Consider the following 25,876-nt stretch of genomic DNA (forward strand, 5'->3'; position numbering starts at 1 on the left):
GAAGGCGGCAGAGCGCCGCCTTCGTAAATTGAAAGATCAGGCGGCCAGTGCCTCGACCTGGGCGCGGGCTTTGGCCAGAGTTTTCTCCGCGTCCAGTGCCAGACGGTCGGCTGTCACAAAGGTCACGTCGGTAATGCCGATAAAGCCAAGGACGTGGCGCAGGTAGCCGGTGGCAAAGTCGATCTCGGACCCGAACTGCGTGCCACCAGAAGCCATCGCGACGATCACGCGCTTCCCGGTCAACAGACCCTCGGGGCCGTTCTCGGTATAGTGGAACGTCAGGCCCGCGCGGGCGACTTGGTCCACCCATGCTTTCAGGGCGGCAGGCGCGCCGAAGTTATAGATTGGCAGGCCGATCACGATGGTATCGGCTGCCTGAAGCTCGGCCACCAGCACGTCGGAATGGGCCAGGATTTCGGCCTGTTCAGCGGTGCGGGCGTCGGCAGGGGTGAAGTTGGCGCCGACCCATTCCTCGGTCATCAGGGGCACGCCATCGGCAAGGTCGCGCGTGGTCACGGTGCCGCCAAGACGGGCGATGATCTGAGAGGTGAGGTCCCGGGAGACAGAGCCTTCCCGGCGGGCGGAAGCGTCGATGCGCAGAATATGGGTCATTGGGTTAATCCAGTGTGATTGCCAGTGTGATCGAATGTGATGGGCGGAATGTGATATCTGCATTTGCGATCGCAACCTGGTGAAATTTAGGATTTTATGTGCGAAATCGCACGATCATGGCGGAGACGGTGCGACTGACACGTTGCAACGGCGGGCCTGTGCACCCATGGTGGGGGAAATCGCTGGTTGTGTGGGATGGCGCACACATGAGGGCAAAGGTGGATAGATGGACAATTGGGATGAAGTCAGAACGGCGTTTCAGGTCGCCAAGATCGGCACCGTTTCGGGCGCCGCAGAGGCATTGGGCGTGCACCACGCCACGGTGATCCGCCACATTGATGCGCTGGAGGCCCGGTTGGGGGCGAAGCTGTTCCAACGCCACGCCCGAGGCTATTCCCCGACCGAGGCGGGGCAGGATCTGCTGGCCGTCGCGGGGCAGACCGACGATCAATTCGCGCAGCTGGCGGGCCGGATCAAGGGCCGCGGCGACGAGGTGACGGGAGAGTTGATCGTGACCTCCATCGCGGCACTGTCACCCCTATTGGTGCCGACGATCGGCCTGTTTCAGGAACGCCACCCCGATCTGAGGGTGCGCCTTGTCACGGACACAAGGGTGTTCCGGCTGGAATATGGAGAGGCCCATGTGGCGATCCGTGCCGGCAAGCTGCCTGACGAACCCGACAACGTGGTGCAGCCGTTTTTCACCGAGACCCTGCGGCTGGTGGCGAGCCGCAGCTATGTGGAGCGCTACGGGATGTTGACTGAAGAAAACGTCGGCTCGCACCGGTTTGTCGGCTCCACCGAAGAGCTGCCCCGCGCGCCCTATTTCAAGTGGTTGACCGACAACGTCCCAAACAGCGCGATTTACTTCCGCACGTCGTCGATGGACGCCGCGAAGGAGGCAGTTCTGGCAGGCATCGGGATCGGCTTTGTGGCGTCATGGGATCGCGATGGGACCACGGATCTGGTGGAGGTTCTGCCCGCGATGGAGGATTGGACTGCCAAGTTCTGGCTCGTGACTCACATGGATTTGCACCGGACCGCCAAGGTGCAGACCTTCGTGCGGCACTTGAAGGACCAGGTGGAGAGCTGGCGGGAAACCTGAGCCGGGCGGTTTGATCTGGCCTGGTTTGGGGGCGCTGCCCCCGTCTGTGCCCCAGGGGCCCAGACCCCCCCGGAGGTGTATGGCCAAGGTGAAGGGGGGAGGGCGCATTTCGAAGACGGGGAGAGTGGTGTGAGAGAAGCGATGGGATCGGCGAGGGGCGGGCATCTGGCGATGTTGGCGTTCTCGGCGCTGGTGGCGGGGTCGTTCTCCCTTGGGGGGCAGGTCGCCGACGAATTGGCGCCCACGGCGCTGAACGCGGTGCGGTTTGCGATAGCTGCGGCGATCATGGGGGCGTTCGTCTTTGCCAGAGGAGGCGTGCCCAGGGCGGCGTTGCGAGCGCCGTGGAGGTATGGGGTGTTGGGCGGGATCTTCGCCTTCTATTTCGTGTTGATGTTTGAGGGGTTGAAGACCGCGCCGCCTGTGTCCGCGGCGGCGGTGTTTACGCTGACGCCCGTGTTGAGCGCCGTATTTGGCTGGTTCTTGTTGCGCCAAGTTGTCAGCGCGCGGATTGCCGGCGCCTTGGTGATCGGCGGATTGGGGGCGGCCTGGGTGATTTTCCGGGCGGATTTGGAAGCGCTGATGGCGTTCGAGATCGGGCGCGGCGAGGCGATCTATTTTGTCGGCTGTGTTGGCCATGCGCTTTATACGCCGATGGTGAGGGTCCTGAACCGGGGTGAAGCGGTTCTGGTGTTCTCGTTCCTGACCCTTTTGGCCTGTGCCAGTGTCATTACCATCTGGGGCATCGGCGACATCGTGGCGACCGATTGGGCGGCGTTGCGGCCGCTGGTCTGGATCACCATTGCCTATACGGCGGTGTTTGCCAGTGCGGCGACGGTGTTCCTGATCCAGTTCGCGTCGCTCAGGCTGCCGTCGTCAAAGGTCATGGCCTACACCTATCTGACGCCGTCCTGGGTGATCTTGTGGGAGATCGCCTTGGGCCAACCGGTGCCGGGCGCTTTGGTGTTGGGGGGCGTCGGGCTGACGGTTCTGGCCTTGTTGATGCTGTTGAAAGACTAGGTCATTCGCCCGCCGCGCCGTCTCGGGCGAAAGGGAAGGCCGCAAGCGGCACACGGATCATGTCATAGGTAATGGTGCCGATCGGGGCGGGCAGGGCCACGTTTTGCTGCATCGTGTCGCCTGAGCAGCTGTAGCTGATCACCGGGTTGAAGGTGTTTCCGGGCATCGTGGGCAGCGGCAAGGTGGTGCTGTTGCCGCCCGTGGTGACGGTCATTTGCCCGTTCAGGTTCCCTTGCCCGCCGGGCAGGTAGCAAATGTCCAGCGTGCCGCCGAGGGCTGTGATGTAGCCCGCTGTGGTCACGGTCTGGCCCGTCATCTCGTAGGTTGTGACGTCGCCGTCGTCATCGACGAAGTCCGCCACGCCTTCGGCGGCGATCGGGAAGGTTTCAAAGAAGCCGTCGTCGTAGATGATCATCCCCACCGGCTGACCGAGGTTGCTGAAGTTGGCTCTCACCGCGTCGGGCATGGACATCATGGCGCGCTCCAGCGCCTCGGGGATGGTAGAGGTGCCGATCCAAGCCCCCACGAGGCAGGTTTCGATCGGGCCCACGGGGGCCTCGCAGGTGGCCTGCGCAAGGGCAGGTCCAGCAGCAACAGACAGCAAAAGTGATAAGCGAAGTGCCATGGCGTGGTCCTTTCTGGGCGGTGCAGGCGCAGGGCTAAGCGCCCGCTTCCGGGTTCCGGCAAGGATTCATTTCACCGGCAGAGGGAACCGCAGCGCTTTTGAGCCGTTATACCACAAGACCCATCAAAAGGAGCGTTCGCAATGCGTGGAATACTTACTATCATCGGCTTGATCGTCGTCGTCGTCGCCATCATCAACTTCATCTGAAGGAGCGCGCAATGCGTAATATTCTTTATATCATCGGTCTTATTGTCGTCGTTGTGGTCATTTTGCGCCTCGCCGGGATCGCCTGAGCCCATCGGGGCGGCGGGGCTGCCACGGCAGCGCCTTACTCCAGTCCGCCTTCATCCAAGCCAATGGCCTCGGACAGGCCCTCTTGTCCGAGCCAGCGTTCGAGCACGTCCACGTCGACGGGCTCAAACTGCCCAAACCCCTGCATCCAGACCGAGGCCGTCTTCAAGGCATCAGGTTCCAGTTTGCACCACTTCACCCGTCCGCGTTTTTCCTGTGTGATCAGCCCCGCTGCGCTGAGCACGCCAAGGTGCTTCGAGATCGCGGCCAAAGACATCTCGAACGGGTCGGCCACATCGGTAACGGCCATGTCATCTTCCAGTAACATGTGCAGGATCGCCCGGCGGGTCGGGTCCGCGAGGGCGGCGAAAACGGCGTCGAGAGAGGGTTGGTTCGCTATGGCCATGGGGCCAGTAGGGGGCTGCGGGCGGAAACGTCAACCAAATGGTTGAATATGCTGCAAGGCGGCATTCGCGCGGTTGGGTCGGGCGGCTGTTTCGAAAACTGTTATATTACAATTAGTTAGACGTAGGTCATGCGCGTTGACTCTGACGGCGGCGCGCCCTAGCTTCCGCGCAACCTTTCCACGAAGGCGGTATGGCGATGTCTGAGAACGACGAAGACCGCATGCAAGCGCTTGAAGCGCGGATTGCGGCGGCAAAGTCTCGGGCCAACCCGGAGCGCTCGACAGTGGAAGAGCATCACTCCCAGGCGCAATTGGCGTGGCGGATGGTGATCGAGTTGGTGGCCGGTTTGGTCATTGGCTTCGGCATAGGCTACGGGCTGGACTGGTTGTTCGGCACCACACCGTGGCTGATGGTCGTGTTTGTTATTTTGGGGCTTATTGCCGGGATCAAGACGATGATCCGCTCGGCCAATGAGGTCCAGCGAGACGCGCTGGAGCGCGAAGATAAAGCAGCACGCGGAAACGCGGCAGATGGAACGGGGACGCACGATGGCGACTGAGAGCACCAACACCGAGACCAAGACGGACTCTAACGGTACCGGCCGCGTGGTCGCTTTCGTCCTGATCGGCCTTGCCGTTCTGGGCTTCATCGCGGCCTACATGGACGACTACGCAGGCGGCCTTGCGATCCACCCGATGGACCAGTTCGTTGTGTCGCCCCTGTTCGGCCATGGCGATGTGGGCATGTTCACGATCACCAACGCAACGCTTTGGATGGCGCTGTCGGTTCTGTGCGTTATCGCGCTGATGGTTTGGGGCACTCGCGGTCGCGCCGTGATCCCGTCGCGCAGCCAGTCGATTGCAGAGCTGGCCTATGGCTTTGTGCGCGGCATGGTCGAGGACGTGGCAGGCAAGGACGCGCTGCCCTACTTCCCCTACATCTTCACGCTGTTCCTCTACATCCTGTTCGCCAACTTCCTTGGCCTGTTCCCGACCAGCTTCACCACGACGTCGCATATCGCCGTGACAGCGATCCTCGCTATGGCGGTGTTCCTGACGGTAACGGTTATTGGCTTCGTCAAGAACGGCATCGGCTTCCTGAGCCTCTTCTGGGTCTCCTCCGCACCGCTGGTGCTGCGCCCGGTTCTGGCGATCATCGAGCTGATTTCCTACTTCGTGCGCCCCGTTAGCCACTCCATTCGTCTGGCAGGCAACATCATGGCAGGCCACGCGGTTCTGAAGGTTTTCGCGGGTTTCGCCGGGGCGCTTGGCCTGGCCGGTATCGCGCCGATCATCGGCATCGTGGCGATCTATGGCCTCGAAGTTCTCGTGGCGGCCATTCAGGCCTACGTGTTCACAATCCTGACGTGCGTTTATTTGAAGGACGCGCTTCACCCCGCTCACTAAGACAACCCGGGCCAAGGCCCGGTCTACCATTCCCCCGGGCGCTGCGTCCGGATGAATAACTTCCAACTCGGGCCAAAGGCCCGGCAATTAAAGAAACGTAAGGAGATACATCATGGAAGGCGATATCGCACAAATGGGTCAATTCATCGGTGCCGGCCTGGCCGCCATCGGTTCTGGTGCCGCCGCTATCGGTGTGGGCCATGTTGCTGGCAACTTCCTCGCCGGCGCCCTGCGCAACCCCTCTGCGGCTGCTGGCCAGACCGCAACTCTCTTCATCGGCATCGCGTTCGCCGAGGCTCTGGGCATCTTCGCCTTCCTCGTCGCTCTGCTGCTGATGTTCGCTGTCTAAGACAGTAGACTAAAGATCCTTACGTTCGGCGCGCTGTCCCCCGTGATAGCGCGCCACCGTAACACCCCGAATTCCGGTTGGAGGAAAACCCATGGCTGACGAAGCCGAAAATGCAGGCCACGGCGATGACGCCCATGGCGGGCTTGAGGCCGGCCTAGAGGTTGCCATCGGAACCGACCACGGTGCGACCGACGCGGCAGGTATGCCGCAGTTGGACATCGGGACATTTGACAACCAGGTCTTCTGGTTGGTTCTGACACTGGTGGCGATCTATTTCGTTCTGGCAAAAGTCGCACTGCCCCGGATCTCTGCTGTTATCGCAGAGCGTCAAGGCACGCTGACCAACGACTTGGCCACTGCCGAAGATCTGAAGCGTCAGGCAACTGAGGCGGAAGAAAGCTACAACACTGCGCTGGCCAACGCACGGGCCGAGGCCTCGAAGATTGCTCAGGAAACCCGTGAGGAGATCCAAGCGCAATTGCAGGTCGAGATTGACAAGGCTGACGCCCAGATCGCGGCTCAAACCGCCGAAGGCGAAGCCCGCATCGCCGAGATCGAAGCCGGGGCAGTTGCCACGGCAGAAGAGGTCGCCCGTGATGTTGCCGCCGAAATCGTTCGCGCCCTCGGGCCGGGCAATGACGTCGACACCGCTGCCGTTGCCAGCGCCGTCGCCAACCGAGTGAGAGGGTAAGATCATGCGCTATTTGACCATTCTCCTGGCGATTGCTGCAACCCCTGCCTTCGCGGCGGAAGACGCGCCCCACGGCTTGCTGTCGCCCTCTCTGGGTAACACGGATTGGATCGTTTTCCTCGGCTTCCTGCTGTTCCTTGCCGTCATCTTCTACTTCGGTGTCCCGAAGATGTTGATGGGCATGCTGGACAGCCGCGCCGATGGCATCCGCTCTGAGCTGGACGAAGCCCGCGCCCTGCGGGAAGAGGCACAGACCCTTCTGGCCTCCTACGAGCGCAAGGCCCGCGAAGTGGAAGAGCAATCCGCCCGCATCGTGTCCGAAGCCCGTATCAACGCCGAAACAGCGGCAGAGCAGGCCAAGGCCGACATCGCCGCGTCGATCACCCGTCGTCTGGCCGCCGCTGAAGATCAGATCTCCAGCGCTGTGACCAAGGCCAACCGCTCGGTCCGCGACAACGCCGCCGCCGTGGCCGTTGCTGCCGCTGCCGAAGTGATCGCCAAAAGCACAAGCGCCGCCGATCAGAACAAGCTGATCGACGACGCGATTGAAGAAGTCGGTCGCCAATTGCACTGACCCTTCGCTGGCGCACAAATAGACAAAGGCCCTGCCAAATCGGCGGGGCCTTTTGCGTTTCTGCTAAATGTTTGCGTGGCGGGGGCGCCCTAGCCGAATTTTTCCCGATAGGTGGGCATCACGTCGCCCTCCGCCGGATGCGCCTCATAGACGCCCCTCGCAATCGCCCGAGACAAGCACAGCGCCGCCCCGTGCCCCAGCATCAGCAGATCATGCTCCTCCGCCAAGGGCACAGCGCCCGTGGCGGCGGCAAAGACCAAATCTCCGTCCATCGGCGTGTGACTGGGGTAGATCGCCCGTGCCATGCCATCATGGGCGGCCACCGCCAACCTCGTGGCCTGCGCTTGGGTCAGGGCCGCATCGGTGGCGACGATGGCGATGGTGGTGTTGCGGCTGTCTCCGCCCTTCAAGGGCGGCACAGCGCCCGCATCAAAGGTGCCTGCCATACCTCGCCCGCCAAACTCACCACCCATCTCAAACGGAGCGGCCCAAAACTCTGGCCCATCGCCCACTGTGACCCGGCCCAAGGCATTCACCGCTACTAACGCGCCAACGGTATAGGGGCCGATCCGCAAAGAGGCCGAGCCCAGGCCCCCCTTCATATCCGCAATCAACGCCCCCGTTCCGGCCCCGAGCGAGCCCAAGGCGAATTCCGCCGCCGCATCGGCCAAAGCAGTACGGCCAAGGGCTTTATAGGGGTTCTCTTTCCAGCCCTTGTCGCCGCCATTGATGAGATCAAACAAGATCGCCGATGGCACAATCGGCACCACTTGATCGCCAACCTCGAACCCTCTCCCCTCTGCCCGCAGGGCATCCGCCACGCCGGAGGCGGCATCAAGGCCGAAGGCCGATCCCCCCGACAGCACCAGCGCGTCAGCGCTCTGCACCGTCTTGTCGGGCGCCAGAAGGTCTGTCTCTCTCGTGCCGGGCGCGCCGCCCATGACATGCACCGCGGCCGTGAACGGCGCGTCAGCGACCAATACGGTGGCCCCGGACTTCACGCCCGCGTCCTGCGCGTTCCCGACCCGTAGCCCCGCCACATCGGTAATCAGATTGCGCGGACCCGGCCCCATCATATGCACCGCCCCCCGTCCACTTCCAACGCCGTCCCGGTAATCATCGAGGCCGCGTCCGAGCACAAAAACGCCGCCGCTTCCCCCATGTCCTCGGGCTGGCTGAACCGCCCCAAGGGGATCGTGGATAGGAACTTGGCGCGCATCTCCGGCGTGTCCTCCCCCATGAAACTTGCCAGCAACGGCGTCTCCCCGGCGACGGGGCATAACGCGTTCACCCGAATGCCGGCGGGTGCCAATTCCACAGCCATGGTCTTCGTCGCGGTAATCATCCACCCCTTGGAGGCATTGTACCAATTCAAGTTCGGCCTCGGCGAGAGCCCGGCGGTGGAGGCGATGTTCAAAATCGCCCCCGTTCCCGCGGCCCTCATATGGGGCACAATCTCCCTTGCCGTCAGATAAACAGACTTGGCATTCACCGCGAGGATACGGTCAAACTCCTCTTCGCTGACCTCCTCCAACGGCGTCGGCAAATGGGTGATGCCCGCGTTGTTCACCACGATATCAATGCGCCCCCACTGGCCCATCGCCGCTTCCGCCATGGCCGCCACATCCGCGCCCTTGGACACATCCACCCGCACAGCGACCCCGCCGATTTCCTCGGCCACCGCCCCTGCCGCGCCCTCGTTCACATCCGCCACCATCACGGCGGCACCTTCCCTGGTAAATATCCTCGCAATCCCGGCCCCAAAGCCCGACCCCGCCCCCGTTACAATCGCGGTCTTTCCCTCAAGTCTCATCGTCAACTCCCTTCCTGTTGGCGCCACATCCGCCTCCCCCCCTTCATCTTGGCAAATACACCTCCGGGGGGAACGCGCGTTTTTCCCTCAGGAAAAACCGCGTGGGGGGCTGGCCCCCCAACGACACCTGCCACACACACCCATCACCCGTGATGGGCCGCTACCGTCTTCAAGGTGGTGAAAGCATAAAGCGCCTCAAACCCCTTTTCCCGCCCGTGGCCGGAATGTCCGACGCCGCCGAACGGCAACTCAACCCCGCCCGCAGCGCCGTAGTTGTTCAAGAACACCTGCCCTGCCTTCAGCCGCTTGGCCAATCGCATCTGCCGCCCCCCGTCCGCACTCCAGACCGAGGCGACCAGGCCAAACTTTGTCCCATTGGCGATGCGCACCGCGTCCTCTTCGTCCTCGAACGGGATCAACACCTGCACGGGGCCGAAAATCTCATCCTGCGCCAAGGGATGCTCCGCCCCGATGTTGCCCAACAACACGGGCGCCACGTAGTTGCCGCCCTCTGGCAAGCCTTCGGGCAACTCCGCCCGCGCCAGAATCTGGTCGGGGCGCGCTTGTTCCAGAAAGCCCTCCACAATCGCCTTTTGCCGGGCCGAGACCAACGGTCCCACCCGCGCATCTTCTCCCGCAGGCGCAATCGTTAGCGCCGAGATTTCCTCGGCCATGCGGGCGGCTAAGTCATCGTGGAGGTCCCGTTGCACAAGGATACGAGAGCCCGCCGAACAGGTCTGTCCCGCGTTCTGGATGCCCGCGTTCACCAGGAACGGCAGCGCCTTGTCCAGATCGGCATCGCCAAACACGATCTGAGGCGACTTGCCCCCCAATTCCAACGTCACTGGCACGATATTCTCGGCGGCGGCAATCTGCACGCGTCGCCCGGTCGCCACGGACCCGGTGAACGACAGATGCCGCACCCCCGGATGAGCGGTCAACGCCGCCCCTGCCTCGGCCCCAAGTCCCGGCACCACGTTCAATGCGCCCGCGGGCAGGCCCGCTTGGCGGGCCAGATCGGCGAAGGCCAGCGCCGTCAGGCAGGCCTCTTCCGCTGGCTTCAACACGCAGGCATTGCCCGTGGCCAGCGCCGCGCCGATCGAGCGGCCGATGATCTGCATCGGGTAGTTCCACGGGATGATATGGCCGGTCACGCCGTGGGGTTCGCGCAGGGTGTAGACGGTGAAGCCCTGCTGGAACGGGATCGTTTCCCCGGTCAGCTTGTCGGCCGCGCCGCCGTAGAATTCACAGTAGCGGGCCAGCGCGGTCACGTCGCCTCGGGCTTGGGTCAGGGGCTTGCCAACGTCGGCGGATTCCATCTGGGCCAGCGCCTCGGCGTTGTCCAAAACCAACTGGCTCAAGCGCAACAGGATACGGCCCCGCTCTGCGGCGGTCATCGCGCCCCAGTCGCCTTCCAGCGCCGCTGTCGCGGCTTTTACGGCGGCGTCCACGTCGGCTCCTCCACCGCGCGCAATACGCGCGATGTCCTCGCCGTTTGACGGATTCACCACCGGCAGGGTTTCGCCGCTGGCACAAGCCCGCCATTGGCCGTCGATGAACAGAAGAGAGGGGTCAAACCAGGGTGTCATGGGGGCCTCCGGGGAGTGTGGGTGCGGCGTTCAGAAGGGTCTGGGTGTAAGCATGTTGCGGGTTGGTGAAGACAGCTTGCGTGTCACCTTTCTCCACGATCTTGCCCTTCTGCATCACCATAACGCGGTCCGTGATGGACCTTACAACCGTCAGGTCGTGGGAAATAAACAGATAGCTCAACCCGAAACGCTCCTGCAAATCTGCCAGCAAATCAAGGGTTTGCGCCCGTACCGACACGTCCAACGCACTGACCGCTTCGTCCAGCACCAAAAGCTTGGGCTTGGTGATCAACGCGCGGGCAATGGCGATGCGCTGCCGTTGCCCGCCCGAGAATTCGTGGGGGTATTTCAGGGCATCACCGGGCGACAGGCGCACGGCCTCCAGCGCTTCGGCTACGGCGGGGCCGGGGTCGGGTTTGGTCTCGAGCAGGTGGAACGGCTCTGTCACGATGCGGTCGACGCGCCAGCGTGGGTTGAAGCTGCCGTAGGGGTCTTGGAACACGACCTGCACATCGGCCCGTAGTGCGCGCGGCATCTGCGGGCTGACGTTGTGGCCGTTAAGGGTGATGCTGCCCGAACTCACCGGATCAAGGCCAAGGATCGCGCGGGTCAGGGTGGACTTCCCGCAACCGCTCTCGCCCACAAGCCCAAGGCTTTCGCCCCGTTGCAGATCGAAGGAGACCCCATCGACGGCGCGCACGGGCGGGCCTCGGTGGAAGCCCTGGCGGGGGCCGGGGTAGTGGCGATGCACGTCTTGCACGGACAAGATCGCATCGGGTGCGGCCTCTGCCGTGCGGTCGGGCTGATGGGAGGATGCCGCAAACAGCGCCCGTGTGTAGGGGTGGGCCTGGTCGCGCAATACCTGCGCCGTTGGTCCCTGTTCTACAATCTGGCCGCTTTGCATCACCGCGATGCGGTCGGCCATGTCGGACACCACGGCAAGGTCGTGGGTAATCAGCAGCAGCGACATCCCCTCTTCTGCGATCAATTCCTTTAACAGATCAAGGATTTGCGCCTGAGTCGTGACATCCAGCGCCGTCGTGGGCTCATCCGCGATCAACAGGCGTGGACGCAGGGCAATTGCACTGGCGATACAGACGCGCTGGCGCTGGCCGCCCGATAGCTCGTGGGGGAAACGGTCCAACGCGATATGGGACAGGCCCACACGGTCAAGCCTGTTGCGGGCGATCTCTCGGGCCGTGGCACGGGTGGTGCGGGTGTGGATCAGCAGGGTTTCGGCCACCTGATCGCCGATGGTCTTCACCGGGTTCAGAGCGGTCATCGGCTCTTGAAAAATCATCGAAATGTCATTGCCGCGCAGGCCTTGCAACGCGCGTTCATCCAGCGCCAGCAGGTCCACCCCGTCCAGCATGGCACGGCCCCGTGTCTCGGCGCGTAAGGGGAGCAGGCCCATCAGCGCCAGCGCCGTCAGCGACTTGCCCGAGCCGCTTTCGCCCACCAGACCGAAGATCTCTTTCGGGCGGATCGACAGGCCCACGTCATTCAGGATCGCCATGCGCCCGATGCTCAGAGACAGCCCTTCAACCTCGATCATCCCCGCGCCCTCCGCAGACGCGGATCGAGGGCGTCGCGCAGCCCGTCGCCCATCAGGTTGAGGCCAAGCACCAGAAGCACAATCGACAGGCCCGGCAAAAACGCCAGATGGGGATGGGAATAAACCATGGTCTGCGCGTCGGCCAACATCTTGCCAAGGGACGCCGTGGGCGGTTGCGCCCCAAGGCCCACATAGGACAGGCCCGCCTCGGCCAGAATGCCAAGGGAGAACTGGATAGTTGCCTGCACAATCAACAGGTTGGCGATGTTGGGCAGGATGTGCTCGAAGCTGATCCTTGTGGGGGTTTTACCGGCGGTGCGGGCGGCAAGGATGTAATCCAGCGTCCAGATCGGCAGCGCCCCGCCACGGGCGACACGGGCGAAAACCGGGATGTTGAAGATGCCGATCGCCAGGATCGCATTGGTGGCCGAGGGGCCGTAGACAGCGGTAATCAGGATCGCGATCACAAGGGAAGGGAAGGCGAAAATCAGGTCGTTGCCCCGCATGATGACCTCATCCAGCAGGGACCCCTTGGTGGCCGCCGCCGCCAACCCCAGGGGCACGCCCAGACCCACGCCGATGCCCACGGCGATCAGCGCCACGGCGATCGAGGTCTGCGTGCCCTCCATCAGCATCGCCACAAGATCGCGGCCAAATTGATCGGTGCCGAACCAATGGGCGGCCGAGGCCGGTTGCAAGCGCTCCGAAATGGAGAGGCTGGCCGTGTCGTAGGGCGTCCAGACCAGCGACAGCATCGCCAAGGCAAGGAAAAAGCCCGAGATGAGGGTGCCGAAGATAAGGGCAGGGGGCAGGAGTTTCATGTGCGGCGCAGCCTCGGGTCAACCACGGCATAGGCGATGTCCACAAGGAAGGTCACGACGATCACCGCGAAGACCAGCAGCATGGTGACGCTTTCCACCACGATCAGATCCCTCTGGGTGATGCCTTGAAAGATCAGCCGCCCAAGGCCGGGCAGGTAGAAGACGTTTTCGATAATGATCGCGCCTGCCAGCAAGAAGCTGAACTGCAAGCCGATGATCGTCAGCACAGGGATCAGAGCGTTGCGCAGGGCGTGGCGCAGGATTGCCTGGCGCGGTGACAGGCCCTTGGCGCGGGCGGTACGGATGTAATCCTGGTCCAACGTCTCGATCAGGGCCGAGCGCATGACCCGTGCCAGAATCGCCGCTTGCGGCAGGGCCAAAGCGATGGCGGGCAAGGTGAGGGATCGCAGCGCCGCCCCCGGATCGTCCCAGCCGCCAAACCCGCCCGAGGGGAACCACTGCCGCTTCACCGCGAACAGCAACACAAGGAACATGGCGAACCAGAAGTTCGGCACCGCAATGCCCAGTTGCGTCACGCCCATGGTCAGATAATCGCCGATGCGGCCCCTGTTTGCGGCGGCCAGAACACCCACAGGCACGGCGATCAACGTCGAGAGGATCAGCGCCAGAACCGCCAAGGGGACCGAGACCCAGATCCGGTCTGCAATCAACTCGGCCACCGGGACACGGTAATTGTAGGAGGTGCCGAAATCCCCCGTCACCATCCCCGTCACCCACGACAGGTAGCGCGTGGCCAAGCTGCCCTCCAACCCCAATTCGGCCCGCAGGTTGGCGATGGCCTCATCGGTGGCGTTCAGGCCCAACATATAGGCGGCGGGGTCTCCGGGAATGACCTCGACCACCGCGAAAATCGCAAAGCTGGCGACGATCAGGCTCAGGCTCAGGGACAGGGCACGGAAAAGGAGGTAGCGGCTCATGGGGGCGACGTTACGGCGCGCGCGTGGAATGGACCAGAGGGCATGGTTAACCTTGCGTCGATCAGGGCACCTGACACGGCGTTAACCATTAGGGCCGCAATTGGCCGTGCGTGGTCATATTGACGGCGGAATTAACGGGCTAGGTTAATTTTGTACGTCCAAGAGACCTATATTTGGGGGCCAAAACCATGCCAACGCTCGTCATATATGAGATCAATACAGATCCGGTCAGCTCCTCCAACGTGACAGTTCTCAACGAGTATGTCGTTGATGTCATTGACGATGATGCGCTTCTGGAAGACCCCGATGGGAACGGTCCGCAGCTCGATGTCAGCGGCATTCCCGGCTTTATCGGCGATTCGACCAACTTCCAGACGTTCGAAGCCTATAACGGCACGCTCGCCGGGAACCCGGTGAGTTTCACGCTGTTGCAGTACTCCAACCCGGTCTTGATCGTGGCCACCCAAGGCACGTTTGATGTGGGCGATACGATCACCGGGACGAACAATAATATCGTGAATGCCCCCGCCAGCACCTATGCGACGCTGCCCGATTTCGTCTGCTTTGTCGCCGGATCGCAGGTGGAAACGCCCCGCGGCCCTCGGGCGATCGAAACGCTGTCGCCCGGCGATATGGTGCTGACGGCGCAGGGCTATGCCAAGCCAATCCGCTGGATCGGTCGGCGCAAGATCAGCGCGGCACAGCTGGCACGCAACCCGCATCTCACCCCCGTGGCGATTGCGCCCGATGCCATTGCGCCGGGCGTGCCGTCCGTCCCCGTAAGCGTGTCGCCGCAACACCGCATCGCCGTGGGCACAGGCAAAAGCCATGTCGCGTTGGGTTCTGCGGCGGTACTTGTGCCTGCACAATGGTTAACGCAGCGCCCCGGCATTGACGTCGGAAACGCCAAGCAGGGGGTGGAGTATGTGCACATCCTGCTGGACCACCACGAAGTGGTGAATGTCGCGGGCCTGTGGTCCGAGACCTTGTTTCTGGGCGACACGATGCTTGACGCACTCTCCACCTCCGCCCGTGCAGAGATTACGCAGATATTCCCCGATCTGGACCAAGGGGCGCAATGGCCCGAGGCAACCTGCCTGCGCGTCGCCACCAAGCAGGAGGCCTGCGTTGCCCTGCACGATTTCGGCGCCTTTGATACCGATGTTGTCTCCGATCCTCTGCCGATGACGGGGTAGGCGCAGCACGCTCTGCCAAGCTCTAGCCGGAAGGGCTACGCTTCCGGCGGCAACTGCCCCACGGGTGAAGCGATCGTGCCGCCCCGCCCGCACGGTTTCGGAGGCCGGGCAGCGGCGGCTTAGTCCACGTCCAGCGTCACGCCGTCGGTCTCGATCCCGTCGGCCATTTCGCTGTCCACGACATAGACATTGCCCTCTCCATGGCCGTCCTGCACAGCCTCTACCCCAAGGTCGCCGCCATCATTTCCGGCGGTGGCCGAGCTGATCAGCGTCATCATCAGATCGCCTGCGTCGTCTTCCTCGGCCACGATGCCGACACCGCCGTTGGACGAGGCTTCAACCGCCGTGGCGGTCACATAGACGCTGCCCGGCCCTTCCTCGGATAGCTTGATCGCATCGTCGATGTTGCCGTTGCCGATGATCCCGGTGAAGACCACGTCGATGTCGCCGGGGCCGTGTTCGTCGAAGTCATAGCCCTCATCGAAATTGCCAAGCATTTGCCCGATGGACAGTGTCGCGATGATGCTGCCGGGGCCCGCTTCGTCGATGTCAAAACCGTCGTCCACGTCGATGGAATATTCATATTCCTCCACGCTGCCGTCCTCAATGGTCTCAACCTCCAGCTCGAAACAATCCATGTCCGGCGTGTCCTCGGCGGGCTGGGGCAGGTCGGCTATGATGACCCCGGAGTCCTCAAATTCGCCCTCGGGTAGGGCGGGCAGAAACAAGGCCAGCACCGCGGGGTCGCAGTAGCTGCCGTTCTCGATAAAATTGGCTCGGATCAGGTCCACGATCACGTCGCCCGCCTGGCCCTCGTCCAACTCGAACCCATCGGCGCCCACGCCCGTCGCCACAAGGTTCACCCCGGTCAGGTCAATGCTGCCCGGCCCGCGTTCGTCCACCCGCAAGCCGTCGGCGTCAAAGCTGCCTTGCCCCACGTCCGAGATATGCACCCGGTTCAACTCCAACTGGATCGACGCGGCAGAGCCTTCTCCCGCCCCGCCATCGCCGCTGCCGCAATCGTCGGCCAAGGTGCAATCGGACACGTGGATGCCGTGGCCCGCCACGCCCGATACCGCAACGTTGGTCAGCACAAGGCTCACCACGCCCTCGGCATCTTCGGCGACGTCCAGAAAGACGCCCTTTCCGGGTGTCTCTCCGGTGCCTTGGTTGGCCAGGGAAAAGCCCCCCGGTCCGGTGAAGCGCGTGGCGATGATCGCCAAGACCTGCGGCCCGATGGCCGACAGCAGCGTCACGTCATTGTCGGATGCGATGGTCACGCCGTTGCCCATGATGACCAACGGCGAGCGGCCCTCGTACCGCAAACCGACCTCTGTGGTGATCGTGCCGTCGGCTTGGGTGATGTAGATCACCGTCCGCGCGTCCGATGCTGCGGCCGCGTCCAACGCCTCCTGCAAAGAGCCGGGGCCGGTGGGGTAGAAGTTCGTCACCATCAGCGTTTCGGCCAAGGCGGGGGCGGTCAGGCAGAGGGCGAGGGCGGCGCTGGAAAGAAGGTTGAGGGGCGGCGTCATGGAAAATCCTTGGGTGAAACAGCATCGCGCCCGCAGGGCGCGTGGGCGCCGAAGGGCCGAAGGCCCGCAGGCGCAATCAGCGAAGCGCAACGGGGGGCGTCAGCCCCCCGCTACAATGTTGTTTTCAGCAGCAGGTTACTCGCTCCAGCTGACGCCCGTCACGTCGACCGCCTGGGTGGGAGAGTTCGCCCAAAGGCCCACGATATTGGCATTGGCGACACCGGTCTTGGGCAGTTGGAACAGATAGGCGTTTACGTAATCATCCGCGATCATCTGCTGCGCGGCTTGATTGATGCGCGTGCGCTCCGCCGGGTCCGTGGTCACGGAAAGCTCCTCCATCAGGGCTTGGAACTCGGCGTTGTCGTACTGGAAATAGTACTCGGGCCGGGCGTAGATGTTGATGTCCGCAGGCTCTGTGTGGCTGATGATGGTCAGGTCAAAATCATAGCCTCGGAACACCTGTTCCAACCATCCGGCCCATTCGATGTTGGTGATTTCCGTGGCAATGCCCACGTCGCGCAATTGGCTGGCGACGATCTCGCCACCACGGCGGGCATAGGCGGGGGGCGGCAACATCAGGCGCAGGGTCAGATCCTCGGCCCCGGCTTCGGCCAGCAATTCGCGGGCGCGTTCTGGATCAAAGTCGGATTGCCCGGTCAGGTCCACATAGTCGGGATTGTGGGGCGCGAAGTGGGTGCCGATGGGCGTACCGTAGCCGAACATCGCGCCGTCGATGATGTCTTGGCGGTTGATCGCGTGGGAAATCGCTTGCCGGATCAGTGGGTTGGAAAGAACCTCTCCGCCGTTGTTCATGGCAAGGATCGTCTCCCCCTCGGTGGAGCCTACGATGACGTTGAAGCGGGGGTCGGCCTCGAACTGCGCCAGTGTTTCGGGGGCGGGGAAGACCGGGAAGGCATCCAGATCGCCGGCCATCATCGCGGCCATGGCGGCGTTGGGGTCGGAGATGAAGCGGAATGTCACCTCGGTCAGCGCCGGGGCGTCGCCCCAGTAATTGTCGTTGCGGGTCAGCGTGATGCTGTCGCCTTGGCGCCATTCGGTGAAGGCGAACGCGCCGGTGCCTATGGGGTTGGTGGCGTTGGTGTCGGCGCTGGCGGCGTCCACGATCACCGCGTCACCCCATGCCATGTCGAACAGGAACGCGCCGTCGGGCCCATCGAGCGTGACGGTAACGGTGGTGTCATCGACCGCTTCGGCGCTGACGATATTGGCAAAAAGGGCGGCCTGCGCGTTGGTGGAGCCTTCGGCCCGCGCCCGGTCGAGAGAGAAGACAACGTCTTCCGCCGTCATCGCCGCGCCGTCGTGGAAGGTCACGCCCTCGCGCAGGTGGAACGTGTAGGTGGTGCCATCTTCCGAGATGTCCCAGCTTTCCGCGAGGCCGGGAATAACCGCGCCGTCGGCGGCGAAGCGGGTCAGCCCTTCAAACACGTTGGAATAAACCACCTCGTCAATCGCGGCAGCCGCGCCGCCGGTGGGGTCCAGCATCGGCGGTTCCAGCTGCATGCCGACGCTAAGGGTGGTCTGTTGCGCCATGGCGGTGCCAGCGGTCAGCGCCAGGACGGCGGCGCCAAGGCCCAGGATCGGGCGAAGGGTGGTTTTCATGATCTCTCTCCCTGAGGTCTGATTTTGCCCCAGTGTGCCGCAGGGAAGCCGGGAGGCCTACTGAAAAGTTAAAGCCTCCGGTGTGTTCCATGTCGCAGGCACCGCCACGCCAAGGGCGGTGAGCCCCTCCACCTGCTGCGCGGTCTCTTGTGCGAAACGCTCGGCTAGGCCTTTGGGCATCGGGCGCGGCGGAGAGGGGTTAACCACACGGGTCACGATACTGTCGGGCAGGTCAAAGGGGGCGACGCCCAGGAACCGCTCAATATCCGCGATGAAGGCGCGGGGGGCGTCGGGGATGCGGTCGAACAGGGCGATGTGCAGGCATTCCGGCGGCAGCGCCGCGCGCATTCGCTTGATCGCGGCGACGTAATTGCTGTGCTGCAAATAATCGCCGCCGGTGCGGATGTGATCTTCCAGCTGATCGAGGGACCATTGTTCCAATTTCTCAGTCGCGCCCTGCATTTTCAGGTGAAAGCGCACATGGCTCCAGAGCCGGTCCATCGGTTCACGCAGGGTGTAGACGACCCGCAGTTTCGCCGTGCGGGCGTGGAGCGCCGCCCACCCTTCGGTGGGCACCAGCGCGTTCATGTTGGAGAAATCCGCCACCCAAGTCGCCGCGCCGCGGTGTTGAAACAGCCCGTTGAACCACGCGTCATCGACCGGCCCCTTCAGCCAGTTCGCCGTCCATTCCACCCGCCGTTGCAGCACCGGAAGGGCAGAGCGTTCGGGATCAAAATGCAGATATCCCTGCGCCCGGCGCATCCGCGATTTGTCCGACAAGATGCCGGGGTTCACATGGCAGGCGTAGAGGTAATGCACTTCTTTTTCGCGACAGAAGTGGATGTCGGGGTGACGGTTCAGGGCGTCATAAATCCACGTCGTGCCCGCTTTCATAGCGCCCACGCCAAGCAGGAGGTGATCGAAGGTCTTGGGGTCTGTCATGACGGGGCGCTCCGGAAAAGGGCAGGGCACCGGTGAACGGCGCGGTACGGAGGCTAGGGGGAATTCGTTTAAAATTCGTTGCGAGGGTGAGAGGGGATGCGCATCGCTTGCGGCCAACCGCCCGTGCCCTCGCACGGGCAGCCCCCGTCCGCCCCCCCGGGCGGGGGCTTCTCCCCCACCCGGCGGCCGGCGGCTGCCCTAGGTTGGGCGCGTGCCCGGTAGCCAGTTCACCAATCCCCGTACGATGCCTCGCGAGTGGGCTCCTCCCACCCGGCGGCAGTGGGCTGCCCTTGGTTGGTAACGTCTAGAGCAGCAGTTCCGCCAAGGTCAGCGCCATAACTTTGGCGCTGTCTTCCATGTCTTGCACGCCGACCCATTCATCGGGCTGATGCGCCAGATCAAGGATGCCGGGCCCGTAGGCAATGCAGTTCTTCAGCGTGCCGATCCGGTCGATGTGTTTCTGGTCGTAGGTGCCGGGTGAGACGACAAATTCTGCCTGCGTTTCCAATACCTTCGAGATCGCAGCCTCGACCGTTTTAACAACCGGCGCGTCGCGGTCGGTCATGGTGGGGGACACGCTCCAGAGTTCGTTCAGCTCGTAGTGGAAATTGGGGCGAGACGCCTTGACCTTTTCCAGCACGGCGATGATCTCGGCGCGGACGTCGCCCTCGTTCTCCTCGATCAGGTAGCGGCGGTCGATGGTGATCTTGCATCGGTCCGGCACACAGGCGGCGGGCAGGCCGGTGTAATCATCGTCCTGCACGGGCTCGCCGCCGTGAATCGCGTTGATGTTCATCGTCGATTGCTTTGCCCCTTCGGGGACCACGGGCATATCGGTGCGCTTGGTGGCCAGAAGCGGGAACAGGCTCGCCTCCATCTCTTCCAGCACGGCGCCCATGTGGCGCACGGCGCAATCGCCAAGAAACGGCATGGAGCCGTGGGCGATGCGACCGTGGGTTTCGATCTCGGCCCACCAGACGCCGCGGTGGCCCAAACAGATGCGATCCTTGTTGAGCGGCTCGGGGATGATGACGTGCTGCACCCGCTCGGGCGTGAAGTAGCCCTGCTCGGCCAGATAGGCGACGCCGCCGTAGCCGCCGGATTCTTCGTCCGCCGTGGCGCTGATCTCGATCGCGCCGTTGAACTCGGGGTGCGTGGCGATGAACGCTTCGGCCGCAATGACCGAGGCCGCAAGCCCGCCTTTCATGTCACACGCACCGCGCCCATAGATCTTGCCGTCTTCCAGTTCTCCGCCAAAGGGGTCCTTGGTCCAGCCATGGCCCACCGCAACCACATCGTGGTGGCTGTTGAAATGGACACAATCGCCCGGCCCCTTGCGCAGGGTCGCGACCATGTTCCAGCGCGGATAGGTGTCACTGTCGGCGACGGCACCATGGGCGCGGATCAATTCCACCGTGAAGCCTTGGGCACGCAGACGATCCCCGAGATATTCGCAGATATCAAGGTATTGCAGCCCCGGCGGGTTGAGGGTGGGGATACGGATAAGGTCTTGGGTCAGCGCAATAAGCGCGTCCCGACGGGCCGCAACGGCGGCAAGAAGAGCGGTGTCTGACATGGGGGCAGAGTGGCCCTGTCGCGAGGTGGCCGCAAGCCCTGCCAATTCGGTTTAACCTCGACTATATGTAGAAATGCGCAGCACGAAGGAGATGTGGGCAATGTTAGGACTGGGACGCACGGCCATTGTGATGCTGGTGGCGCTAAGCGTCGTCTATATCTGCATGTTTTTCTACCTCCGCTCGGGCGCAAGGATGCGGTTGGAGGAAGATTGGGTCCATGAGGGGCGCCCCGGTGACCGAGAGGCATGGATTGATGAGCGTATCGCGGCAAAGGTGTCGCGCATAAGGGTCTGGCTGGTGGTCTGCGTCTATGTCATGCCAGTGATCGGGTTGGTCGCCTTTGTCTGGCTCAGCAACTGAAGGAAGAATGAAGATGCGTTGGGCCCGGATTGTATTTTTGCTGATCGTTGTGTCGCTGCTGGGGGCGTTCGCCCACTACACGCTGCCCCAACGCGATATCGTGCGGATCGTGGATACGCAGTTGCAGCTGACCGAGATTTCCGGCTGGAGCGCCTGGTTCTATGCGCAGTCCGATAGCGGGGCCGAGGGCACGTCGGTACAAAGGGATGTGAGGATCATCAGCGCGGTGAGGGCGGATAATTCTCCGATAGATTACCGCAACGAGGACACGGGCCTGTTTGGGTGGCCGCCCTATTTCAAGATCGACAGTCAGGATTTGCAGACCGAGGCCCAGGATTTGCGGTCCACCCGAGATACGCCGATCTGGGTGGCGATTACGCACTATGGCTGGCGGTCAAACATGCTGTCGAGCTACCCCAACGCGATTTCGATCCGAACTGTGGAGGGCCCCGATGTGAAGCTCTTCCCGTGGCTGAACATCGTGATTTTGGCGTTGCTGGCTGTGGTGTTGTTCATGATCTGGCGGATCTGGGAGCGGTTTGAGGACCGTGTCCTTGTGCCGGCCCGAGATGGGACAGCGGTGCGATGGGCCAAGTTGAAGGACCGTCTTGCGGGGCGGTGAGCTGGGTTTGAGAGCGTCTGGTTTACAGGCGCAACCGCGGGCCGAGGGTTTGGGATTGAGTTGTATTGGCCAAGATGAAGGGGGGAGCGGCGTGCTTCCCCCTTACTTGTTGCGGGATCATTCGCCGTAGGGAATCCAGATTGTTTTGGTTTCCGTGGCGGCCTCGAGAAAGGGGCGCAGGTTGGGGGAGGTCCAATCGGGGTTGCCGGAGTTATTGGTCCAGGTGCGTTTGAGGTTGCTGGCGGAAGCCGCTTGGAGGGCAACGGGATCGGTATGGGGGGAGAAGGCCCAGAGGCTGTCGATCTCCATATGGCTCGCGAGGGTGGGCGCGAGATCGGCGTGGGGGCCGGTCACGATATTCACCACGCCTGCGGGCACGTCTGATGTGTCGAGCACCTGGTAGAGGTCTGTGACGACCAGAGGGGCGGCCTGAGACGGGGCCAGAACGATGCGGTTGCCCATCGCCAGAGCGCCTGCGAGGAGCGTCGTAGACGCGAGGAGGGGCGCGTCGTCGGGCGCGAGAGCGCCGATGATGCCGACCGGTTCTTTCATCGCAAGCGCCACGCCCCGAAGGGGCACGCCTTTGGCGGTGCCGTCGAATTTGTCGGCCCAAGCGGCGGCGGTGAAGAGCGTAGAGATCGCCTGGTCCACCTCGGTTGCCGCTTTGCCTTGGGGCGTGCCGAGGGAATCGGCGATGCGGGTGGCGAATTCCTCGGACCGAGCCGAGAGGTTTTCGGCGAGGAAGTAGAGGATTTGCGCCCTCAGGTGACCAGAGCTTTTGCCCCATTTTGCGGCGCCACGGGCGGCCTCGACCGCGTTGCGGATATCTTTGCGGCTGCCACGGCCCGTGTGTCCCAGAAGCGTGCCTTTGCGCGAATAATGCGCCTGGCTATAGCCGCTATCGGGCCGCGCTTGCTTGCCGCCGATGTACATTTTCGCGGTCCGGTCGAGGTCTGCGACGGCGGGTGTTGCGGGCGCTTTGGGCGGGGTAAGCGCCTTGGCGGGCGTGGTTTTCGCGTCCGATTTCAGGTAGGCGCCCAGTCCTTCCCATCCGCCTTCGCGTCCAAAACCGCTTTCGCGCACGCCGCCGAAGGGGGCGGCTGCGTCGAACAGGTTCGTGGCGTTCACCCAGACTACGCCGGCCACCAGCTTGGGCGCGATATCGAGGGCGAGGTTCACGTTCTCGGTCCAAAGCGTCGCGGCCAGCCCGTAGCGGGTGTTGTTGGCGACTTCGAGGGCTTCAACCGGGGTGCGGAACGTGGTGGAGACCAGCACCGGCCCAAAGATTTCCTCCTGCATCAGCGGGGAGGCCGTGTGCAGCCCCGTGATCAGCGTCGGCGGGTAGAAGCAGCCCGTTTCGGGCGTGTCGATGGGGGCGTGGTGGATATCCCCGTCGGAGGCCGCGACCAAGCGCGTGATCGTGTCGTGCTGCACCGGGTCCACAATGGCGCCCACGTCGATGCATTTGTCCATCGGATCGCCCATGCGCAGCTTGGCCATACGCGCCTTCAGGCGTTTGTGGAAATCGTCGGCGATGTTTTCCTGCACCAACAGGCGCGATCCGGCGCAGCAGACCTGACCCTGGTTGAACCAGATCGCATCCACCAAGCCTTCGATGGCGCTGTCGATATCGGCGTCGTCGAACACGATGTAGGGTGACTTTCCGCCCAACTCCAAGGTCAGATGCTTGCCGCTTCCCGCTGTCTGCTCCCGGATGCGACGGCCCACTTCCGTTGACCCGGTGAAGGCGATTTTATCGACGTCTGCCGCCACCAGGGCCGCGCCGGTTTCGCCATCGCCGGTGATGATGTTTACCACGCCGGGCGGCACGCCGGCCTCCTGGCAGATCTCGGCGAAGACCATAGCGGAAAGCGAGGTATATTCCGCCGGTTTCAGCACCACGGTGTTGCCAGCCGCCAGGGCGGGCGCGATCTTCCAGGCCAGCATCAACAGGGGGAAGTTCCATGGGATAATCTGGCCGCAGACCCCAAGGGCGCTGTGATCGGGCATTTCGGTCGGCAACAGTTGGGCCAGGCCCGCGTGGTAGTAGAAATGTCGTGTGGCCAAAGGCACGTCGATGTCGCGGCTTTCGCGGATCGGCTTGCCGTTGTCGAGGGTCTCCATCGTGGCCAACAGGCGGGAATGCTTCTGCATCAACCGCGCAATGGCATAGAGCACACGCGCCCGTTTCCCGGCATCCTTGGCCCAAGCGGGTTGCGCCTTGCGGGCGGCTTTGACGGCTTGTGCCACCTCGTCTGCAGTGCCCTTGGTCACGCCCGCCAACTTCTGCCCCGTAGCCGGGTTGTTGGAGGCGAAATCATCGCGCAACGGCCCCCATGTGCCGTTGATGAAATGGCCCGCGATGCCGCCTCGGGCCTCTAGCCAGGCAAGCGCTTCGGCGCTGCTCTCGGGGGCGGGGCCGTAGTCCATGGTCTCGAAAATAGTGGCGGTGGTCATGGGTTATCCCCCAAGGAAAATGTAGGCCGCGATGGAGGCCGCACTGGCGGCACAAGCGGCGATGATGGTGGGCCTTGCGCGATCCGAAGCAGCGGCAAGCGGGCGCAGCTCCGCAGGCATATCGGTGCGTTTCGCTTTGTTGCGATAGTTCTGCTGGAAATCTCGGGCCTGTTCGAGCGTCAGCTTGCCCGCTTCCTCGCGCAAGGGGCGACTCACGCGCAGCGCCAGCCAGAACGAAAGACCGACGAGAAGAACCAGCAAGATAAGGTTAAGGTCTAGGGGCAAAGGAGGCGCTCTCAGCTTTCAAACGTTTATCTGGCTGGCCAGCCAAAGGGTCTCGAACTCAAGGATATCGGCGGCGATCTCGGTCCACGCATCGTCATTGGGGCGATACATCCAGACGCCGGGCTGACCTTTGCGCAACGCGAATTCAGTGCCGTCCGCACCGGCGCTGCCGATCATCAACGCGGCGCCCGCATCCAAGAGGTGGCGGTCAACCGGCTGATAAAGGTACGGCGTATGGGACGCGTCGATGCGCCCGTCCTTGTGGCTGTCCTGCAATGGGGCGGCCAAGGGTAGGAAGGCAGTCAAATCCGGCGGATCGGCCTGAGGCACAAAAAGACTCATCAGCCGATTCCGTGCCTGTAGCCCGCCGAATAAGCGCCCGTGACGTGGTGTTCCAACTGCCGCTCAATGTCCCCCAGAAGCGAGGAGGCGCCAAAGCGGAACAGGTCGGGCTGCAACCAACGGTCGCCCAATTCCTCTTTCATTAGCGATAGATACACCAACGAGTCCTTCGCCTTGCTGATCCCGCCTGCGGGCTTGTAGCCCACCTTGAAACCGGTGCGGGCCTCATACTCTCGGATCGCCCGGATCATGGTTAACGAAACCGGCAGGGTCGCATTGACGCTTTCCTTGCCGGTGGACGTCTTGATGAAATCTGCGCCGGCCATCATGCAGATCAAGCTTGCGCGGGCGACGTTGCGTAGGGTCCCCAATTCTCCGGTGGCAAGGATGGCCTTCACGTGGGCCTCCCCGCACGCGGCGCGGAACGCTTTCATCTCATCGTAAAGCGCCTGCCAATTCCCGGTCAAAACGTGGCGCCGCGATATGACGATGTCGATCTCCTTGGCGCCTGCCTTCACGCTTTCCTCAATCTCCGCCACGCGCAGATGAAACGGCGACAGACCCGCCGGAAAACCCGTGGATACGGCGGCAACCGGGATGCCGGTGCCCTCCAGCGCCTCGACGGCGACCTCTATCATATCGTGGTAAACACAAACCGCGCCCGTCGTGATCGCAGGCAGCCCCAACGCATCCAGAATATCGGCCCTCACCGGCTGCCGCGCCTTGGCACACAACCGCCGCACGCGGCCTGCCGTGTCGTCGCCCGACAGGGTTGTCAGATCAATCAGCGTCACCGCCTTGGCCAGCCATGCCGCTTGATAGGCCTTCTTGACCGACCGCCGCCCGGGCAAGGTTGCCGCGCGCCGTTCAATGGCCGAGGTATTGGCCTGCACGCGCGCGACCCAATCCATATCCAATTCCATCCCCTCATTGCGGGGAAGATGCACCTGAGGCAGCTGGTCGCGCTGCGCGGTGGCAGCTTCAATCGTGGTGGTTTGAGTCATGGGCATCCAGGGATTCCGAGTGTTTCCTGACCGTCCCACGGGTCGCGCAAAAAGGCAAGGTTGACCAAACGGTCAAAAATCTGCCCGGCACCCCGTCCCCGCTTGCCTCACGCCCCGCCCTTTCCCCCGACCCACGCCCGCCCTGC

The 25,876-nt window shown here is 63.1% G+C and carries 27 protein-coding genes; 10 read left to right on the top strand and 17 right to left on the bottom strand.

The window, feature by feature from the left end:
- Positions 1-36: 36 nt before the first annotated feature.
- Entirely contained in the window at positions 37-612 is a 576-nt protein-coding gene (locus tag AADW23_RS06440) for an NAD(P)H-dependent oxidoreductase (protein ID WP_341863698.1), read from the bottom strand.
- A gap of 226 nt (positions 613-838) precedes the next feature.
- On the opposite strand from AADW23_RS06440, the gene AADW23_RS06445 reads away from it, so the two are divergent.
- Both AADW23_RS06445 and AADW23_RS06450 read left to right on the top strand, forming a co-directional pair.
- On the top strand, positions 839-1,717 hold the full coding sequence (locus AADW23_RS06445) for a LysR family transcriptional regulator (protein WP_341863699.1): 879 nt from the start codon (positions 839-841) through the stop codon (positions 1,715-1,717).
- 141 nt (positions 1,718-1,858) lie between these two features.
- Positions 1,859-2,734 (top strand): DMT family transporter, encoded by an 876-nt coding sequence (locus AADW23_RS06450; protein WP_341864289.1) that lies wholly within the window; start codon positions 1,859-1,861, stop codon positions 2,732-2,734.
- 1 nt (position 2,735) lies between these two features.
- Here the strand turns inward: AADW23_RS06450 and AADW23_RS06455 are convergent, their stop codons facing one another.
- Positions 2,736-3,359, bottom strand: coding sequence for a hypothetical protein (locus tag AADW23_RS06455; RefSeq protein ID WP_341863700.1), 624 nt, complete (start codon positions 3,357-3,359; stop codon positions 2,736-2,738).
- 328 nt (positions 3,360-3,687) lie between these two features.
- On the bottom strand, positions 3,688-4,056 hold the full coding sequence (locus tag AADW23_RS06460; RefSeq protein WP_341863701.1) for a metalloregulator ArsR/SmtB family transcription factor: 369 nt from the start codon (positions 4,054-4,056) through the stop codon (positions 3,688-3,690).
- A gap of 197 nt (positions 4,057-4,253) precedes the next feature.
- Between AADW23_RS06460 and AADW23_RS06465 the strand changes: the two genes are divergently transcribed.
- The 5 genes from AADW23_RS06465 (at position 4,254) to AADW23_RS06485 (ending at position 7,077) form a co-directional block, all read left to right on the top strand.
- A complete protein-coding gene (locus tag AADW23_RS06465; protein WP_341863702.1) occupies positions 4,254-4,616 on the top strand; it encodes an AtpZ/AtpI family protein in 363 nt (120 codons plus the stop codon).
- 100 nt (positions 4,617-4,716) lie between these two features.
- The gene (locus AADW23_RS06470; protein ID WP_341864290.1) at positions 4,717-5,463 is read left to right on the top strand and encodes a F0F1 ATP synthase subunit A; all 747 of its coding nucleotides are present in this window, start codon (positions 4,717-4,719) and stop codon (positions 5,461-5,463) included.
- A gap of 112 nt (positions 5,464-5,575) precedes the next feature.
- Positions 5,576-5,812, top strand: coding sequence for a F0F1 ATP synthase subunit C (locus tag AADW23_RS06475; protein WP_011453893.1), 237 nt, complete (start codon positions 5,576-5,578; stop codon positions 5,810-5,812).
- Between the two features lie 91 nt (positions 5,813-5,903).
- On the top strand, positions 5,904-6,503 hold the full coding sequence (locus AADW23_RS06480) for a F0F1 ATP synthase subunit B' (RefSeq protein ID WP_341863703.1): 600 nt from the start codon (positions 5,904-5,906) through the stop codon (positions 6,501-6,503).
- A 4-nt stretch (positions 6,504-6,507) separates the two neighbouring features.
- Entirely contained in the window at positions 6,508-7,077 is a 570-nt protein-coding gene (locus AADW23_RS06485) for a F0F1 ATP synthase subunit B (protein ID WP_341863704.1), read from the top strand.
- Positions 7,078-7,166: 89 nt separating this feature from the next.
- Here the strand turns inward: AADW23_RS06485 and AADW23_RS06490 are convergent, their stop codons facing one another.
- The 6 genes from AADW23_RS06490 to AADW23_RS06515 form a co-directional block, all read right to left on the bottom strand.
- Positions 7,167-8,150: a P1 family peptidase gene (locus tag AADW23_RS06490; RefSeq protein WP_341864291.1), complete on the bottom strand. Its 984-nt coding sequence runs from the start codon at positions 8,148-8,150 to the stop codon at positions 7,167-7,169.
- Complete coding sequence (locus tag AADW23_RS06495; protein WP_341863705.1) at positions 8,150-8,890, bottom strand: glucose 1-dehydrogenase; 741 nt, start codon at positions 8,888-8,890, stop codon at positions 8,150-8,152. The genes AADW23_RS06490 and AADW23_RS06495 overlap by 1 nt, the downstream gene beginning before the upstream one ends.
- 143 nt (positions 8,891-9,033) lie before the next feature.
- Entirely contained in the window at positions 9,034-10,479 is a 1,446-nt protein-coding gene (locus AADW23_RS06500) for an aldehyde dehydrogenase family protein (protein WP_341863706.1), read from the bottom strand.
- Complete coding sequence (locus tag AADW23_RS06505; protein ID WP_341863707.1) at positions 10,463-12,034, bottom strand: ABC transporter ATP-binding protein; 1,572 nt, start codon at positions 12,032-12,034, stop codon at positions 10,463-10,465. The genes AADW23_RS06500 and AADW23_RS06505 overlap by 17 nt, the downstream gene beginning before the upstream one ends.
- The gene (locus AADW23_RS06510; protein ID WP_341864292.1) at positions 12,031-12,846 is read right to left on the bottom strand and encodes an ABC transporter permease; all 816 of its coding nucleotides are present in this window, start codon (positions 12,844-12,846) and stop codon (positions 12,031-12,033) included. Before AADW23_RS06510 ends, AADW23_RS06505 begins: the two co-directional genes overlap by 4 nt.
- Positions 12,847-12,851: 5 nt before the next feature.
- Positions 12,852-13,793, bottom strand: coding sequence for an ABC transporter permease (locus AADW23_RS06515; RefSeq protein ID WP_341863708.1), 942 nt, complete (start codon positions 13,791-13,793; stop codon positions 12,852-12,854).
- Positions 13,794-13,981: 188 nt separating this feature from the next.
- On the opposite strand from AADW23_RS06515, the gene AADW23_RS06520 reads away from it, so the two are divergent.
- Positions 13,982-14,989, top strand: a complete 1,008-nt coding sequence (locus AADW23_RS06520; protein WP_341863709.1) for a Hint domain-containing protein — start codon at positions 13,982-13,984, stop codon at positions 14,987-14,989.
- 119 nt (positions 14,990-15,108) lie between these two features.
- Here AADW23_RS06520 and AADW23_RS06525 read toward each other — a convergent pair whose 3' ends face one another.
- The 4 genes from AADW23_RS06525 to AADW23_RS06540 form a co-directional block, all read right to left on the bottom strand.
- Positions 15,109-16,521 (bottom strand): hypothetical protein, encoded by a 1,413-nt coding sequence (locus AADW23_RS06525; RefSeq protein ID WP_341863710.1) that lies wholly within the window; start codon positions 16,519-16,521, stop codon positions 15,109-15,111.
- Positions 16,522-16,656: 135 nt separating this feature from the next.
- Positions 16,657-18,141: an ABC transporter substrate-binding protein gene (locus AADW23_RS06530; RefSeq protein WP_341863711.1), complete on the bottom strand. Its 1,485-nt coding sequence runs from the start codon at positions 18,139-18,141 to the stop codon at positions 16,657-16,659.
- Between the two features lie 57 nt (positions 18,142-18,198).
- The gene (locus tag AADW23_RS06535; RefSeq protein ID WP_341863712.1) at positions 18,199-19,083 is read right to left on the bottom strand and encodes a sulfotransferase; all 885 of its coding nucleotides are present in this window, start codon (positions 19,081-19,083) and stop codon (positions 18,199-18,201) included.
- Positions 19,084-19,387: 304 nt separating this feature from the next.
- Entirely contained in the window at positions 19,388-20,659 is a 1,272-nt protein-coding gene (locus tag AADW23_RS06540; RefSeq protein ID WP_341863713.1) for an acetylornithine deacetylase/succinyl-diaminopimelate desuccinylase family protein, read from the bottom strand.
- A 100-nt stretch (positions 20,660-20,759) separates the two neighbouring features.
- On the opposite strand from AADW23_RS06540, the gene AADW23_RS06545 reads away from it, so the two are divergent.
- Both AADW23_RS06545 and AADW23_RS06550 read left to right on the top strand, forming a co-directional pair.
- A complete protein-coding gene (locus tag AADW23_RS06545) occupies positions 20,760-21,020 on the top strand; it encodes a hypothetical protein (protein WP_341863714.1) in 261 nt (86 codons plus the stop codon).
- Positions 21,021-21,033: 13 nt separating this feature from the next.
- Entirely contained in the window at positions 21,034-21,642 is a 609-nt protein-coding gene (locus AADW23_RS06550) for a DUF1523 family protein (RefSeq protein WP_341863715.1), read from the top strand.
- 117 nt (positions 21,643-21,759) lie between these two features.
- Here AADW23_RS06550 and AADW23_RS06555 read toward each other — a convergent pair whose 3' ends face one another.
- From AADW23_RS06555 to deoC, 4 genes are read right to left on the bottom strand one after another with little or no spacing between them, the layout of a single operon-like run.
- Entirely contained in the window at positions 21,760-24,099 is a 2,340-nt protein-coding gene (locus tag AADW23_RS06555; RefSeq protein WP_341863716.1) for an aldehyde dehydrogenase family protein, read from the bottom strand.
- Positions 24,100-24,102: 3 nt separating this feature from the next.
- Entirely contained in the window at positions 24,103-24,384 is a 282-nt protein-coding gene (locus tag AADW23_RS06560) for a hypothetical protein (RefSeq protein WP_341863717.1), read from the bottom strand.
- Between the two features lie 18 nt (positions 24,385-24,402).
- Entirely contained in the window at positions 24,403-24,726 is a 324-nt protein-coding gene (locus AADW23_RS06565) for a hypothetical protein (protein WP_341863718.1), read from the bottom strand.
- Positions 24,726-25,736, bottom strand: coding sequence for a deoxyribose-phosphate aldolase (deoC, locus tag AADW23_RS06570; RefSeq protein WP_341863719.1), 1,011 nt, complete (start codon positions 25,734-25,736; stop codon positions 24,726-24,728). Before deoC ends, AADW23_RS06565 begins: the two co-directional genes overlap by 1 nt.
- Positions 25,737-25,876 lie beyond the last annotated feature (140 nt).

The organism is Gymnodinialimonas sp. 57CJ19 (assembly GCF_038396845.1).
In the GTDB taxonomy this organism is placed as follows: Bacteria; Pseudomonadota; Alphaproteobacteria; order Rhodobacterales; family Rhodobacteraceae; genus Gymnodinialimonas.

Coding starts and splice junctions, on each gene's coding strand:
- AADW23_RS06440 (WP_341863698.1), bottom strand. CDS start 612: ATGACCCATATTCTGCGCATCGACGCTTCCGCCCGCCGGGAAGGCTCT.
- AADW23_RS06445 (WP_341863699.1), top strand. CDS start 839: ATGGACAATTGGGATGAAGTCAGAACGGCGTTTCAGGTCGCCAAGATC.
- AADW23_RS06450 (WP_341864289.1), top strand. CDS start 1,859: ATGGGATCGGCGAGGGGCGGGCATCTGGCGATGTTGGCGTTCTCGGCG.
- AADW23_RS06455 (WP_341863700.1), bottom strand. CDS start 3,359: ATGGCACTTCGCTTATCACTTTTGCTGTCTGTTGCTGCTGGACCTGCC.
- AADW23_RS06460 (WP_341863701.1), bottom strand. CDS start 4,056: ATGGCCATAGCGAACCAACCCTCTCTCGACGCCGTTTTCGCCGCCCTC.
- AADW23_RS06465 (WP_341863702.1), top strand. CDS start 4,254: ATGTCTGAGAACGACGAAGACCGCATGCAAGCGCTTGAAGCGCGGATT.
- AADW23_RS06470 (WP_341864290.1), top strand. CDS start 4,717: ATGGACGACTACGCAGGCGGCCTTGCGATCCACCCGATGGACCAGTTC.
- AADW23_RS06475 (WP_011453893.1), top strand. CDS start 5,576: ATGGAAGGCGATATCGCACAAATGGGTCAATTCATCGGTGCCGGCCTG.
- AADW23_RS06480 (WP_341863703.1), top strand. CDS start 5,904: ATGGCTGACGAAGCCGAAAATGCAGGCCACGGCGATGACGCCCATGGC.
- AADW23_RS06485 (WP_341863704.1), top strand. CDS start 6,508: ATGCGCTATTTGACCATTCTCCTGGCGATTGCTGCAACCCCTGCCTTC.
- AADW23_RS06490 (WP_341864291.1), bottom strand. CDS start 8,150: ATGGGGCCGGGTCCGCGCAATCTGATTACCGATGTGGCGGGGCTACGG.
- AADW23_RS06495 (WP_341863705.1), bottom strand. CDS start 8,890: ATGAGACTTGAGGGAAAGACCGCGATTGTAACGGGGGCGGGGTCGGGC.
- AADW23_RS06500 (WP_341863706.1), bottom strand. CDS start 10,479: ATGACACCCTGGTTTGACCCCTCTCTTCTGTTCATCGACGGCCAATGG.
- AADW23_RS06505 (WP_341863707.1), bottom strand. CDS start 12,034: ATGATCGAGGTTGAAGGGCTGTCTCTGAGCATCGGGCGCATGGCGATC.
- AADW23_RS06515 (WP_341863708.1), bottom strand. CDS start 13,793: ATGAGCCGCTACCTCCTTTTCCGTGCCCTGTCCCTGAGCCTGAGCCTG.
- AADW23_RS06520 (WP_341863709.1), top strand. CDS start 13,982: ATGCCAACGCTCGTCATATATGAGATCAATACAGATCCGGTCAGCTCC.
- AADW23_RS06525 (WP_341863710.1), bottom strand. CDS start 16,521: ATGACGCCGCCCCTCAACCTTCTTTCCAGCGCCGCCCTCGCCCTCTGC.
- AADW23_RS06530 (WP_341863711.1), bottom strand. CDS start 18,141: ATGAAAACCACCCTTCGCCCGATCCTGGGCCTTGGCGCCGCCGTCCTG.
- AADW23_RS06535 (WP_341863712.1), bottom strand. CDS start 19,083: ATGACAGACCCCAAGACCTTCGATCACCTCCTGCTTGGCGTGGGCGCT.
- AADW23_RS06540 (WP_341863713.1), bottom strand. CDS start 20,659: ATGTCAGACACCGCTCTTCTTGCCGCCGTTGCGGCCCGTCGGGACGCG.
- AADW23_RS06545 (WP_341863714.1), top strand. CDS start 20,760: ATGTTAGGACTGGGACGCACGGCCATTGTGATGCTGGTGGCGCTAAGC.
- AADW23_RS06550 (WP_341863715.1), top strand. CDS start 21,034: ATGCGTTGGGCCCGGATTGTATTTTTGCTGATCGTTGTGTCGCTGCTG.
- AADW23_RS06555 (WP_341863716.1), bottom strand. CDS start 24,099: ATGACCACCGCCACTATTTTCGAGACCATGGACTACGGCCCCGCCCCC.
- AADW23_RS06565 (WP_341863718.1), bottom strand. CDS start 24,726: ATGAGTCTTTTTGTGCCTCAGGCCGATCCGCCGGATTTGACTGCCTTC.
- deoC (WP_341863719.1), bottom strand. CDS start 25,736: ATGCCCATGACTCAAACCACCACGATTGAAGCTGCCACCGCGCAGCGC.